Source organism: Streptomyces sp. NPDC047043 (assembly GCF_040644055.1).
GTDB lineage: Bacteria > Actinomycetota > Actinomycetes > Streptomycetales > Streptomycetaceae > Streptomyces.
In genome coordinates, this window is record NZ_JBEYVO010000005.1 from 356,374 (window position 1) to 370,685 (window position 14,312).

Genomic DNA, 14,312 nt, shown 5'->3' on the forward strand with positions numbered 1-14,312 from the left:
GGCGGCGACGAGTGGCAGCACAGCGCAGGGAGCAGAAGCGGCAGTGGCAGTTCAGCAGGCGGCGGGTTCGGATCCGTACTTCCCGGAACACGGTGACGCGCGTTACCGGGTGCACCGGTACGAGCTCACGCTGGACTACCGCCCGGGGCCCAACCGCCTTGCGGGGTCGGCCCGGATCAACGCCATCGCGGGCCGGTCGCCGCTGACCGAGTTCAGCCTGAACCTGTCCGAGTTCAAGATCGGCCGGGTGCGGGTCGACGGCCGTCAGCCGCACTACACGCACCGCGGCGGCCGGCTGCGCATCCGTCCCGCGAAGCCGGTCCGGGCGGGTGCCGCGTTCACGGTCGAGGTGCACTGGTCGGGCAATCCCAAGCCGGTGAACAGCCCGTGGGGCGGGCTCGGCTGGGAGGAGCTGGAGGACGGGGCGCTGGTGGCGAGCCAGCCGATCGGGGCGCCGTCCTGGTACCCGTGCAACGACCGGCCCGCCGACAAGGCCTCGTACCAGATCTCGATCACCACGCCGTCCGCGTACGCGGTGGTGGCGGGCGGACGGCTGCTCACGCGTACCACGCGCGCCTCCACGACCACGTGGGTGTACGAGCAGGCCGCGCCGACGTCGAGCTATCTGGTCGGGCTGGCGATCGGCAAGTACCAGACGGTGCTGCTGGGCGATCCGGGGCCGGGCGGGGTGCCGCAGCACGGGCACATCCCGGCGCACCTGCTGCCGGAGTTCTCACGGGACTTCGCACGCCAGCCGCAGATGATGGATCTGTTCCAGGAGCTGTTCGGGCCCTACCCGTTCGACGAGTACGCGGTCGTGGTGACGGACGAGGAGCTCGATGTCCCCGTCGAGGCACAGGGGTTGTCGCTGTTCGGCGCCAACCACGTGGACGGGGCGCGGGGTTCGGAGCGGCTGGTGGCGCACGAGCTGGCGCACCAGTGGTTCGGCAACAGCGTGTCCATCGCGGACTGGCGGCACATCTGGCTGAACGAGGGGTTCGCCAAGTACGCCGAGTGGCTGTGGTCGGAGCGTTCGGGCGGGCGTACGGCCCAGCAACTGGCCGCCGCCGCACACCGGTTGCTGTCCTCGCAGCCGCAGGACCTGCGACTGTCCGACCCCGGACGGAAGTTGATGTTCGACGACCGGCTCTACGAGCGCGGCGGCCTCGTCCTGCATGCGGTGCGCTGCGCGATGGGCGACGAGGCGTTCTTCCGGATGCTGCGCGGCTGGGCGGGGCTGCACCGGGGCGGGGCGGTGACCACGAGGACGTTCACCGCCCATGTCAACCGGTTCGCGGACGAGTCGCTGGACGGGCTGTTCGACGCGTGGGTGAACCGCACGGCGCTGCCCGCGCTGCCCACGCAGGGTCCGGCCCGCCCCAACCACCCGCCCACCAACGCCGAGTCGGCGTAGGCGGGCGGGCCGGCCGTCCGGCCGGGCTCAGGTCGCGGGGATCTTCAGCTTGTCCCAGCTGACCTTGCCCGGGATGCCGTCGGCGTCCTTGCCCTTGAAGCCGAGCTTGCGCTGCCAGGCCTTGTAGGAGTCGCGGTCGGCGTCGGTCCACTCGGGGCTGGGCCCTTCGTCGTAGTGGCTGCAGCCCTCGGCGACCAGGCGTTTGCCCATGGCGGTGATGACCGGGGACTTCTGGCCGTCGTGGAAGAAGGCTGCGCCCGGGAAGGGGGCGTACGACGGCTTGGACGGGGTGGGCTTCGGGTCGGGCTCCGGGTCCGGGGACTTTCCGGCCAGCCGCTGCGCGATCCGCTTGCGCATGCCGTCCATGGTGAAGCCGCGCGGGTCCTGCTTGCCCGGCTGCCACTCCTTGTGGCCGATGACCGACCGCTCGCTCCAGCCGTGGTGGCGGCAGATCGCGGCGGACACCTTCTCGATGGCCTCCTTCTGCGCCTCGGGCCAAGGGTCCTTGCCGTCACCGAGGTTGATGCACTCGAAGCCGTAGAAGTGGCGGTTGCCGTCGGTGTCGGCCTCGTTGTCGTGCGGCAGCCTGGACTCGTTGACGACGGCGCGCAGGACGTCGCTGTCGCCCAACCCGGCATGGTTCGCACGGCCGTTGCCGACGAGGTGGATCTCGCCCTTCTTGTCGATGACGCCGTGGCAGAGGGGGCCGGGCAGGCCGGAGTAGCCGTTGTAGCAGATGTTCACGGAGGCGTCGGTGCCCGAGGTGACGGTGTGGTGGATCATCACGCCGTTCACCGGGCCCCACGGGCCCTTCGTATTGCGGTTGTGGTGACGCCAGTTGCGCACCTCGTGGACCGTCAGGCCCTCCGCGCGCAGGATCTGCAGCAGCTTGGACGCGCTCAGGGGTGTGGCCATCAGTTGTCTCCTTCCACCGCTGCCTCCGCATCCGCCGTGGTCTGGGACCTCCCGTGCGAGGGGTCCTCGGCCGCCAGTTCCTCACGGCGCGCCTGCTCCTCCGCTGCGAGGGTCTTCTCGTCCGCGGCCGGGATGCTGCTGGCCAGCGGGCCGAAGGCGAGCCGCAGGTCCACGGCGCTCTCCTCGCCCTTGACCAGGGCCAGCGGGGCGAGGTGGCGGGCGATGCCGGCGGGGCCCTGGAGCAGCGGGCGGCGGGCCGGGTCGGTGGGCCATTCGACGCTGCCGGTGGCGGTGCGGGCAGGGATCAGCCAGTGGTCGCCGGTGCGGTAGCCGCCGCCCTTGGCGAAGTACACCTCGACGCCGTCCTCCAGGGGCAGCCACTCCCCCTCCGTGACGGGGACGGCACCGCCCTTCAGGGAGGTCGTACGGCCCTTGCGCTTCGGTCCCTCGTGGTGGTCCCAGCGGCGCAGGAAGGGGTTGAGGCCGGGCAGCCGGCCGACGCCCGGCTCGGGCTCGGCGGACAGGCGGACGCGACGGCCCGGCAGGTCCAGTTCCTCCACTCGCAGCAGCGGCAGGGCCTCCAGGCGCGAGGAGTACGCCGTGTCCGTGAACTCGACGTGGTCGCCGACGTCCAGGTCCAGCTTGTCGTCGTAGCCGAGGGACGCCAACTGCACCCACGTACCGTCGAGTTCGTCGACCGGGAAGACCACGGAACCGTTCTCGCGGGACCACTTGAAGGTGGCGTCCTTCGCCTCGCCGCCCGCGTGCACCTCGACCCGGTACAGCTGGTTCTCCTGGCCGCGGTAGTGGGCGTCGGGCTTGACCAGGCACGGGTCCTCGTCCGCATGGTCGGGCCGCTCGCTGCGGGCGGCCAGGCGCGCGGAGGACAGGGCCTGGCGCTTGGCCCACTTCTCGAAGGCCGCGCGCACGACCTCCTTCGACGGGTCGGCGTCCTCGATCGCCAACTCGGCGAGGGAGAGCGGCAGTACCTGCCAGACGACCTTCACCCGGGCCGCGGTGTCCGGCAGCGTGGCCCCGAGGGCGACCTCGCGGATCGCCGGGTCCTCGGCCGCGCTCACCGACCGCTCCCAGACGTTCAGGTAGACCACGAACGGCGACTGTGCGGGCGAGGGCAGCCGGTCGCCGGGCTTCTCCGGGTCGCGGAAGGCGTCGGGCTGGTCCCAGTAGGTCCAGTACGACGGCGGGGTCGCGGTGTCCTGCTCGGCCGCCTCCTCGGCGTCCTCGTCCGGTACGGGCACTCCGGGCGCCGGACGGTCCGAGTCGACGAGGATGCCGTCGACGTAGTAGCGGCCGCCGTGGATGTACAGCGTGTCGATGTCGTGCTTGCCGCCCACGTACTCGATACGGAAGCCCGCTGCGTCGCGCGGCCCGCCGTAGCGGCCGATCAGGTCGGCGGCGACGGTGCGCGCCTGGTACAGCTGGATCGCGGTCTGCTCGTTGGCGTCGGCGTCGAGCTGGACACGGCCCTGCTGGGCGACGACCGCGGAGTAGTGCCGCTCCGGGCGGAAGGTGAGACGGGAGAGATCGGCGTGCATGAAGGGGGTCCCCCTGGTTCAGGAAAGTGCGGGTTCGCAAAGTCGGTGGGTACGGCTCACGCCGCTGGGGCTCATGTCACGAAGAAGATCCCGGCGTCGGTGCCCGCGGGCGCGTACTCCGCGAGCCGTGCGCGCAGACCGTCCTCGCGCTGCGGCCGGTACAGGTCGTGGAAGGCGCCCAGCTCGGCACCGTCGTCGGAGCCGCGCCGGATCTCCTCGGGACACCGGTCTGCCAACTGCCCGTACCAGGGCGTCCCGTAGCGCACGGCGGCGAACAACGGCCGTACGCCCGGGGTGAGATCGGGCTGGCAGCGGTGCCGTCGCGGGGTGCGTGAGCCGGCCGGGACGTACGAGTAGCGGAGGCAGCCGATGCCGCGCCGGGCCACGTGCAGCTTGCCGGTGAAGATCGAGTTCTCGGCCGACTCCACGGCATGGGTGTGGACTTCGCCGATGACGGTCGTGCGGTGCACATGGAGCACGGCGTGGGCGTGGCGGCAGTCCGGGGCGGACAGGGCCTCGCGGTCGTGGCCGGTTGCGTCCAGGATGCTGTCGCGCAGGTGGATGTCGAGGGGGTCCTCGCCGACCTCGTCGCCGATGACCTCGATGGTGCCCAGGATGCTGTGCTCGACCTGGAGGCAGGCGGTGGTGCGCTCCAGGACGATGCTGGGCTCCTCGGGCGAGTGCGGCTCGCACTCGGGCTCCAGCGACCAGCCGGGGACGAGGGTGCTGTGCCGTACGACGACCGCACCCATCGGACCGGTGACGTTGATGCCGCGGCCGGCCACGAGCAGCCCGTCCAGGACGATGCGCGGCCGCTCGTGCGGGGCGCAATCGTCGTGCACCGCACGGATGTTGAGGGCGTCGGGGCGGTTGCTGTACCAGTCCAGGAGCCGGATCACCGGGCGGGTGCCTTCGGCGGCCCGCAGTTCCAGCCGGTCGCCGGGGTCGAGGTCGAAGTCCAGCTGCTCCTGGTAGGCGCCGCTGTGCGTGATCTCGATGATGCCGTCGGGGCCCGTGCGGTCGGCCCGGCGGTCGTGCTGCCAGGCCCGGTAGGCGTCCATGATCTGGCGGTACGGCTGTCCCGGGCCGACCCGGTAGAAGACGGCGTCGGGGCGGTCGACGCGGTCGGGCCGCTCGTACTCGCCGCCGCCCATGTCGGCGCCGTACGCGTAGTGGTAGTCCACCCACACGCCCTGCCGCGGCGCCGACCGGGACCCGAACGCGATCCGCCCGAGCTCCGGGTCGACGGCGACCTGGCCGCGCCCTGGCCGGTAACGCCAGTCGGAGAGGTCCGTGACCACGATGTCGGACGGCGGTACGGGCTTGTCCTCGCCGTCGCGCCGGATGACGAAGCTCTTGCCGGGGCCGTAGTAGTCCAGCAGCCGGTCGTGGAGCAGGCGGCGGGTGATGAAGGCCGGGACGTTGTCGACGGTGGCGATGTGGGTCGGCGACGGCTCCGGGACCGGCTTGGTGACCAGCGGGGTGTCGTTGCCGAGGATCGAGAACGTGTAGAGGTTGCGGGCGCGGTCGATGCAGTACGCCGGGGAGGACGTGAGCGGGTACGCCTTGAGCCGCCAGACGAAGAGGGCGACTCCGGCGGGGGTCCAACCGCCTTGCCTCTTGGACGAGTTGGCGCGGCGTACGTCGACCGTGCGGGCCCCGGTGTCGAAGGGAGTGCCGGTCAGCGCGAGCGCCGAGCCGTCCCGGAGGTCGAGGAGGCGGCCCCGTCCGGTGTCCCGGTGGAGCTTCACCGACTGGTTGTGCGAGACGAGCCGTGACAGCTCGACGGCACGGGCGGGACAGCCGGCGACCTGCTCGGAGATCTCCTCCAGGAGGTGCAGCGTGCCCTTGCGGCGGCGGTTGGCGACCGTGGCCGCCACGTCCGCGCGGGGGGCGATGGCCTCGGCGAGCGCGGCTCGTCCGCCCTCGTGCAGGCCGGTGGTGAGGACGCGCTCGTAGCCGGGCAGGGTGCGGTAGCCGACCAGGTCGCCGAGGTACGGCAGCACCCACGGGGCGGCCGTCTCGACGAACAGGTCCTCGTAGCCCTGCTCGACGCCGTCGCGGACCCGGTCGAGCTGCTCGGCGATCACCGCGAGCAGCGCGCGCAGCGGCTCGCCCTCCTCGGCGTCGCGCAGGAGGTGCCAGCGGGGCAGCAGGGCGGCGAGGCCGTCCGGTTCCCGGGACGTCACCGGGGCGGCCGTGTCGAACTGGACATCCGCCGAATGCGCGGCCATCACTTGACCTCCGTGAGGATGAGGGTGTCCGCGGCTCGCGGCGACAGCAGGGCGAGCTGCGCGGGGCGGATGCCGCGGAAGACGAACACCGACCGGCCCTTCGCCAGGCGCCGGGTGTCGGTGATGTCGGGGTTGAGGCGCAGGAGTTCGGCGAGCGGGATGCCGTAGCGGTGGCAGATCTCCGACAGCGTCTCGCCGTCCGCGGCCCGCACCGTGTGGATCTTTTCTTCGTAGGTCGCCGGATGCGCGGGGACACTCGACCTGGGCTCCCCGGGGTCGGTGAGCAGTCCGGCGAGCTCCTCGGGGGTGGCGGACGCCGGGACGCCGGTGAAGACGTCGACGTCCACGTAGTCCACGCCGGGCACGGTGTGGGCCGTGGCAAGGAGGTCGGAGAGTCGGGCCGGCTGCCCCAACTCCCGTCCCCCATAACCGAGTCGGTGCAGCAGTGCCGCCCGCAGCCGGGGCTCGACGTACTCCCAGGCGTAGTCGGGAGCGACCTTCACCTTGGCGGCGACGAGCAGCAGCACCAGCTCCCGTACGTCCACGCGGACCGGCAGGTTGGGGTCGCCGTACTCGGTGAGCGCCCCGCGCAGGGCACGCAGGGTGTCCGAGTCGCCGTCGAGCGGCACGTCGTCCGTGCCGGCGACCGTCACGTGCAGCAGGCGGCGTCGTCCGTCGAAGAGTTCACGCGCGGCGGCTCGGCCGATGCCGGCGCGGGAGCGGGCGAAGTCCTCGTAGTCGGCCGGTGAGACGAGCCGGTCGAGGGCTGAGACGGCAAGGGGGATCGTACGGCGGGTCAGGCCGGGTCCGTCGGCGTCCGCGCCGCCCGTCGCCGAGCGCGGGTTGGTGACCGCGGTGACGCCGAGCGGGCGGGTGAGCGGCTGGGTGACCCGGTCCGCGGGGACGTTGGCCGCCTTGCCGGTGCCGAAGCGGTAGCGGGCGTGGACGTTCTCATGGCCGCTGGGCAGGCGGGCGCCGTGGATGCCGTCGCCGAAGGTGACCGTCGTACGGCCGTCGGAGGCGGTGCCGGTGATGTACACGCGCTCGTTGGGGCCGCGTCCGGCGAGGCTGTCGACCTCGTGCCAGAGCACGCCGTCGGCGCGGACCTCCAACACCGGTGTGGCACCGAGGGGGTTGTCGTCGGCGAGCCAGGTCAGCGGGGACTGCCAGAGCGCGAACGTCTGGTTCGTGCGGTCGGAGTCGCCGCTGCCGATGGCCTCCTCGCGGCTCTCGCCGTGAGTGGCCTCGACGACGTTGCCGAGGATCCGGACCGTCTCGCGGCGGTAGCGGTGGGCGAGGTCGGTGGTGAGGGTCAGCCGGGTGTGGACGTGGTCGCCGGGCAGCTGCGGGTCGACGGCCGGGTCGGCGGCGGCGATGGTGACGACCTCGGTGGCGGTGACGCCGGTCGTGCCCGGGATGTCGCTGCGCTCACCGGCGACGATCAGGGTCCGACCCGGCCTCAACCCGTCGTACAGCTCCGCGAGTTCGATCTCGTTGCCGTGCACCTCCTCGCCCAGCGGTTCGTCCGCGAGGCGCAGCGGCTCGCCCGCCGCGTACACGGTGGTGTCGCGGATGTGCGAGAGCAGGACGTCGAACTCGTCCAACCACGGGTCGGCGAGGGTGAGTTCGGTGCCGCGGCCGGTGATGCCGTAGTTGGTGTACGCCGCCGTACGCGCCGACACGACCTGTGTGGTCACGAAGGCGAGCTCGGCGTCGCCGGGTACGCCGTCCTGGGCGCCCTTCGCGGGGCGCTGGATGGCGACCCAGCTGCCGACCGTGATGCCGGTGTGCACGGAGTCGAGCTGCAGCACCTTGCGGTTGACCGGCGCGGGCTTGCTGGCGATGACGATCTCGACGTTCGGCTCGGTGCTGCCCACCGTGTAGCGCAGGCTCACCTCGTACTCGCCGTGGGTGAACTGCACGGGGACGCCGGGCCGCAGGGGGACGTCCTGCGCCGTCCCGTTGTTCACACCGACGTGGATCAGCCCGTCGTCGCCCGGCCGGGACACGGTCAGCGTGCGCTCGGGGAGGCCGTCGCGCAGGTGGACGGTGACGGCGGGCTCCTGGCCGGAGCCGGTGGAGAGGTCGACGTGCCCGGGGCCGAGCCCGAAGTTGACCTGCTGGGTGAGCGGCAGGGTCACGGCCCGCTGGTCGGAGCTGTTGCCCTCGACGTACTGGAACTCCGCCCGCACCGGCGCCTTGGCCGCGGTGTCGTAGACGACCCGCATCCCGGTGAGCACGGCCCCGGTCAGCGGCCAGTCCGCGGACCGGATGACCCGCCCCTTGTCGTCCTGAACCGGCTTGAGCGGGGCGGTGGCCCCGAAGGGCGCGGCGGTGACCCGCATGGCGAGCAGGTCGCGCAGGAGCTGTGCGGTGCCGGGGGCGGCGGCCTTGCGCCACGCCGGGTAGAGGCTGCCGAGGGAGGGGTTGAGGGCGGAAAGAAGCCGCGCCGGGTCGGTGGTGGGCTGCGCAGCTCCCGGTGCTGACGGGGTTGCGGAGCGCAGGGCGGGAAGCACAGCTGCCAGTGCTTGGAAGGCAGCGGCGCGCGGATCGCCCTCCAGGGGCGCGGGCCGTGTCGATGGGCGGCTCCGCCGCGTGGGCGCGACCAGCCCAGACGACGCCGCAGACACCGGACCACCTGTCGTGGCACTCTCAGTCGTGCCCTGCGCAGGCGCCAACTCCAGTGCCCGACGAGCGAGTTCAACGAGCACGGCCTGCAGTTGCTCGAACCAGGCAGCCACGTCCTCCCAGGGCTCCGCCAACACCTCCGCCTCACCAAGACGGGAAACGGGCTCTGCAAGAACGACCGCAAGACTCTCCGGCGTCTTCACCCCGTCCAGCGCGGCCCGCAACGGCGCCAGCACCTGATCCTCGAAGTCCTCGATCAGCCGACTGACCGGCCGCGGGTTGGGCACCTCGGGCGTAGGCGGCTCGTCCCCCGGCTCACCGGGAGCAGAAGGCTCGGCGGTCCAGCGCCGTACCTCGTCGATGAGCTCCTGAAGCGTCGCCGGGGCCGACTTCGGCAGCGTGATCGCCGTAGTGTCGTCGTCCCGATCGATCCGCACACCGGCGACTTGCATCAACTTCCGCTGGCCGCCCGCCTGTTCACCGAAGACGAAGAGCAACTGGTCCCCGGTCTGAAGGGAGTTGGTCGTGCCCTCGACGAACAGCTCGGACCGCTTCTCCAGGTCCTCCGGTGTCACGAGCGACGGCCGGCGCCTGCGTACCTTCAGCTCGTTCCAGTCCCACCGGGCCATGAGGTCCCGGCTGGTCTCGAAGGTCAGCGACTCCTCGTCGGCGGACGCGGGCACGCTGTGGGCGCGCGCCCCGCGCGGAATCAGCACGGACAGCGTCTCGGCGCGCGGGTCGCGTTCGAGGGTGTACGCGAGATGGGTGGCGGCGGCGACACCGGGGCGCGGGCGGTGACCCACCAGCCTGCCGAGCAGCACCAGCGAGCGATGCTCGTTCGCCGTACGGACATACGCCTCGTCGGCGATCCGCTCCGAGTGGAAGGTGAGCAGGTCGCCGAGGACGGCGGTGGCGTCGAGCAGGCCGATCGCCGGGTCGTCCGGGGTGCGCACGGTGAGCCCCGCCAGGGCCGGGTACGCAGGTGAGGCGAGCCGGTCGAGCAGGGCGGCCAGGAAGGAGCCGTACTCGCCGACGCGGTAGTCGAGGGCGGTGCGGCCGGGCGGGTTGTGGACCGGGGCGGGCGCGAGCCGCTCGTCGTGGCCGCCGCCGCACGCCCCGCCGCAGGTGCAGGTGTCGGTCGCGGTCATCGGGCACCTCCCAGGGATATCGCCAGCCGGCCGTTCTCCGGCCGGTCGGGGTCGTTGTCGCAGGTGGCGATCTCCAGCGGGCCGAGCCGCAGCACGCCGTCCTCCCTCTCTCCTCGGTCCTGCTCGAACAGCCGCCGCAGCCGGGTGACTTGGACGCTCTCCACACCCGGTACGGCTGCGGCGACGGCGACCAGACGGCTGAGCCGTACGGGCCCGCCGAAGGTCAGGGCGTCCGGGTGGAAGAAGCCGAGCCGTCCGTCCGTGAGGCGGCCGCTCCCCAGCACCCGGTACAGCTCGGCCAGGATCTGTCCGTGCTGGTGACCGGGCGCGGCGCACACGCGCAGCTCGATGTCGAGCGGCACCAGGCGGGCCGGGCCGACCACGAGGTCGTGGCCGATGCGCCGGTACGCCTCGAGGGACTGCTCGACCCGGGCGAGGAGTTCGGGCGACGGCTCGGCGCTGCCGTACGAGTCGATCGCGATGTGCGCCTCCTGGACGCTGCCGGTCCAGCGGATCTCGGCGGCGGCGCGCTGCACGCCGGGCAGTTCGGTGGCGAGGGCCGCGTAGTCCTCGGAGGTGACCGCGCGCAGTCGGGTGCGGCGCAGATCGAGCGGGGCCAACTGGCGGGCCTGCTCGACGGGTTCGGGCTCGGTGCCACCGGTGGCGGGCAGCGGGTTGCGCACGACCGCGGCCGGCGGCTGCTCGCAGTCGCTCTGGACGACCAGGTGGTTGATGGCCTCGGCACCCACGTTGCCCGCGATGCCGCCTCCGAGGCGGTAGTGCAGTGCGAGCCGGGAGCCCGGCGTCGGCCTGGCGCCGTGCCGGCCGTCGCCGAAGCGCAGGGCGAGGCGGCCGTCGTCCTCCAGCTCGCCGACGAAGTGCCGGTCGCGGGAGGTGCTGTGCAGCAGGTCGCGGCGGGGTTCCCAGACGACGTGCTCATCCTGCTGGAGACGTACGGCGGGCAGCGCGCGGCGCGGGTCCTGGACGAGCGCGGCGGTCGCGGATCCCCGCAGCACCGGCTCGTCGGGGTGCAGTCCGGCCGCGTACGCCGGACCCCAACTGTGCGCGATCTCCCAGGCGAGGTGGCCGTCGAGGACGGCGCCGGCGCGGGCGCGGGCCGCGAGGACCTCCACGCGGCTCAGCTTGCCGTCGAGCAACTCGTCGTTCCTGTACAGGAGTTCGCGCAGGGCGCGGACGGGATGCGTGCGCAGTTCGAAGCGCTCGACGACCTTCAGGCCGTAGACCACGGTGAGTTCGTCGATCTCCTCGTCGGCGAGCCCGTCGCGGTCGCGGGCGCTGCGCCACAGTTCGACGAGCCGCTGCCGGACCCGTCCCGGGATCGCGGCGATCCGCTCGGCCTGCCCGGCGGCCACTGCCTGCGCGTCGGGGAAGGCCACCGCCTGCACGACCGGCGCCCGGCCGAGGACGGGGCGGAAGCGCGGCGTGATGCCGGGATATACGGATTGCGCGAGCAGGGTGCGCAGGGCTGTCGCCTGGGCGTACGCCGTGCCGGGGACGACGCGTTCGTGCCGCTGCCCGGCGCGTTCCAGACCGAGTCCGGCGCGTACGGTCGCGGGCTCGCCGACCACCTCGAAGAGCTCGCGGACATCGTCGGGTACGAGGGCCTCCCCGCTCTCCGCCTTGTCCGTGAGGGAGTTGACGAGACGAGCCGGGGCGTTGCCTTCTTCCCGGTCGCCGCAGCCGAAGGCGGGCGGGTCGCAGGGCGCGACGACGGCCGGATCGGGCGGCACGGTGGCCGTCTCGGGGAGCCCGGTGAGGGTGCGGCCGTGGTCGACGAGGACGACGTTGCCGCGGGCCAGGGTCACGTCCTCGACGGGCAGGCAGTCACGGCCGCCGCGAGTGGTGAGGCAGAACGGGGTGCGCAGGGCGTCCTCGGCGGCCCAGGTGACCTCCAGGACCGGCTGGTCCTCGATGCGGTCGACGGCCGGGGTGACGGAAGTGAGACGCACGGCCTGGCGGTGGCTCGGGTCCTGGTCACCGGGAGTGCCGGTGCGCGGGCCCCTGACCTCCTCCAGGACCAGCAAGTCGCCGGGCCTGAGGGCGAGTCGGCGGTCCCGGCAGGTTTCCGGGTCCTCCCACTCGTCGCGCAGGGTCGCGGAGGTGGTGCCCTTCGGCAGGGTGCACACCTCGCCGCACCAGGTCCACAGCCGGATCGCGTTGTGCGCGACCTTCAGCTCCAACGGGTCGGCGGCGACGACCGGTTCGAAGACCTCCACCGAGCCGCGCTCGTCCAGGTCGCCGAGGTCGATCTCGTCGATGACCGTGCCGGGTTCGGGTCGGTCGTGCGGGTCGAGGGTGCGGACGTCGACGGAGGCGAAGCGGAAGGTGCCCGGGGCGAGCGTCGTGTCACCGGCGGTCTGCACGGTGACGTAGGCCCGCGCAGTGCAGCCGTCGTGCATCGCGTAGTCGATGAGCCGGACGTGGCGGCGTACGGAGACCCGGCGGCGCGCGGTGTCCAGGTAGGCCTCGGTGGCCACCGCGTCCTGCTGGTAGCTGATCTGGTCGCCGGTGTGGGCGAGCAGTTCGACGAGCGTGACGCCCAGGTCGGCGGGGTTGCGCTCGACCCAGTCGGGGGTGGTGAGCGCGAGCCGGTCCAGGAGCAGCTTGCGGATGGTGTCGTAGTCGCGGGCCGTGTAGTCGACGACGGGGGCCGCGGGGAAGTCCGCTGTCTGCTGCTCTTCTTCCTTGCAGTCGAAGGGAGTGGGGCAGTCGGGCCGGAAGGAGAACGAGGCCGTGTGGTAGCGCTGGTCGAAGCCGCGGAAGGGCTCGGTGCCGGGGCGGCCGTACGGGTCGGTCTCGACGAGGGAGAAGCGGTACCGGGAGGTGTCGCCAGCCTTGTCGAGGGTGACGTAGAGCCGGTCGTCGAGTTCCGGGTCGTCCTCGCGCTCGATGCTGACGTCGACAGCCGTGATGCCGGTGATCCGGCGGCCGCCGTCGACACGGATGTTCTCCGGGCCGAGGCCGTGCGGGGCCTTGCCGAGGAAGGTGACGGTGAGCAGCAGCCCGTCGTCCCCGACCTCCACGGCGTCGACTCCGTTGAGCTGGGCGGCCCTTACCTTGGCGCGGCGGGACGTGACGGTGGTCATGCGGTGGCCCTCCCCTCGAAGACGTCGTCGGTCCGGGTGCCGGTGGCCCGCAGGACGTACGACAGATGGACCCGAACGGCGTTGTCGTCGCTCACCACGTCCAGGGCCACGACGTCGATGAGGTCGCCGAGCCAGCGCTGGAGCGAGGCCTGCACGGAGAGCTCGAGGGTGCTGACGAGCTCTGGGCTGTTCGGCGCGAAGACCAGGTCCAGCAGTCCGCAGCCGAAGTCGGGGCGCATCACGCGTTCGCCCGGGCTGGTGAAGAGCAACTGCTCGATGAGGTCGTGGACGTGCGCGGCGTGGTCGGCGTGCGCGGTGCGCCCGCGGCGGTCGGCGCGGAAGGGGAACGCGATGTCGGTGCGCGGGTGCCGGCGCGTCTGACGGCTCATCGGACGGTGACCTTTCGCTGTGCGGCCTGGACCACGGGCGGTCCCTGCGGCACGAAGGCCGCCGTGAAGCACTGGGCCGCGGAGGTGTCGAGCAGCACGGGGGCACCGTCGACCGTGACGCCGCTGCCGTCGGCGGTCCAGCGGACCGAGACGCACGGCGAGGGCACCCGGCCGACGGTGTGGGGGCAGCCGGTGACGACGTACGCGTGCGCGGCCGTGGCGACGGCGGCGCCCCCGATGCGTACGCCGCCGGAGGGTGTGGTGGCGGCGGTGGCGCGACCGCCGTGCGGGCAGCCGATCACGGCGCCGGCGTCGAGCAGACTCCCGGACAACTTCTCTTCTCCCCCGTGTTGCTATCGCTTCGAGGCCACGGTCAACTGACCCTGGTTGATGGTGACTTGATCGCCACGCAGCAGAATTTCGGCACCTGCTCCGTTGGCGATGATCACAGTTTCCCTGGTGATGCGGATGTAGGCCCCGCCCTGGGCCTGGAGCAGAATCCCCTGCTCGGCACCGGCGTTGTCGTTCATCACGAACTTGTGCGCGCCCGGTGTCTGCACGACGACCGGCTTGTTCGGCGAGTTCGCCTGCAGCTCACGGCGCGCGTCGGGCGGCAGCTCCTCGGCGGCGCCGTACCAACACCCGGTCCACACAGGGAAACTGGGGTCTCCCTGCTCGAACTCCACCCACACACCGGCCCCCGGTGGCGGCACCACGAACTGTCCGGCCTCGGGCCCGGTGAACGGCAGGCAGGGCAGCGCCCAGGTGGACGCCTCGTCGCCGAGGACGTCGGGCACATCGACGGTGATACGGCCGATGCGCAGCGGGTCGTTGTTGTCGACCACCCGGCCGCGGAACTTGCCGAGGTAGCGATTGTTGGGTGCCGCCATGCTGAACTGCTCCTGATCGGTGGGGACTTAC

At 72.3% G+C, this 14,312-nt stretch carries 9 protein-coding genes; 1 reads left to right on the forward strand and 8 read right to left on the reverse strand.

The window, feature by feature from the left end; genetic code table 11:
- The first annotated feature begins 43 nt into the window (after positions 1-43).
- A complete protein-coding gene (locus tag ABZ880_RS10675) occupies positions 44-1,414 on the forward strand; it encodes a M1 family metallopeptidase (RefSeq protein ID WP_361259903.1) in 1,371 nt (456 codons plus the stop codon).
- Between the two features lie 27 nt (positions 1,415-1,441).
- Here the strand turns inward: ABZ880_RS10675 and ABZ880_RS10680 are convergent, their stop codons facing one another.
- From ABZ880_RS10680 to ABZ880_RS10715, 8 genes are all read right to left on the reverse strand, one after another.
- Positions 1,442-2,329 (reverse strand): peptidoglycan-binding protein, encoded by an 888-nt coding sequence (locus ABZ880_RS10680; RefSeq protein ID WP_361259905.1) that lies wholly within the window; start codon positions 2,327-2,329, stop codon positions 1,442-1,444.
- Entirely contained in the window at positions 2,329-3,885 is a 1,557-nt protein-coding gene (locus ABZ880_RS10685) for a DUF6519 domain-containing protein (protein WP_361259907.1), read from the reverse strand. Before ABZ880_RS10685 ends, ABZ880_RS10680 begins: the two co-directional genes overlap by 1 nt.
- A 71-nt stretch (positions 3,886-3,956) precedes the next feature.
- Positions 3,957-6,119, reverse strand: a complete 2,163-nt coding sequence (locus ABZ880_RS10690; RefSeq protein ID WP_361259909.1) for a hypothetical protein — start codon at positions 6,117-6,119, stop codon at positions 3,957-3,959.
- A complete protein-coding gene (locus ABZ880_RS10695) occupies positions 6,119-9,895 on the reverse strand; it encodes a putative baseplate assembly protein (protein ID WP_361259911.1) in 3,777 nt (1,258 codons plus the stop codon). The genes ABZ880_RS10690 and ABZ880_RS10695 overlap by 1 nt, the downstream gene beginning before the upstream one ends.
- Complete coding sequence (locus tag ABZ880_RS10700) at positions 9,892-13,002, reverse strand: putative baseplate assembly protein (protein WP_361259913.1); 3,111 nt, start codon at positions 13,000-13,002, stop codon at positions 9,892-9,894. The genes ABZ880_RS10695 and ABZ880_RS10700 overlap by 4 nt, the downstream gene beginning before the upstream one ends.
- The gene (locus ABZ880_RS10705) at positions 12,999-13,391 is read right to left on the reverse strand and encodes a GPW/gp25 family protein (RefSeq protein WP_361259914.1); all 393 of its coding nucleotides are present in this window, start codon (positions 13,389-13,391) and stop codon (positions 12,999-13,001) included. The genes ABZ880_RS10700 and ABZ880_RS10705 overlap by 4 nt, the downstream gene beginning before the upstream one ends.
- A complete protein-coding gene (locus tag ABZ880_RS10710) occupies positions 13,388-13,723 on the reverse strand; it encodes a hypothetical protein (protein WP_361259916.1) in 336 nt (111 codons plus the stop codon). Before ABZ880_RS10710 ends, ABZ880_RS10705 begins: the two co-directional genes overlap by 4 nt.
- Before the next feature lie 21 nt (positions 13,724-13,744).
- Positions 13,745-14,281 carry a phage baseplate assembly protein V gene (locus ABZ880_RS10715; RefSeq protein ID WP_361259917.1) on the reverse strand — a complete coding sequence of 179 codons (537 nt, stop codon included), beginning with the start codon at positions 14,279-14,281 and terminating at the stop codon, positions 13,745-13,747.
- Positions 14,282-14,312: the final 31 nt, after the last annotated feature.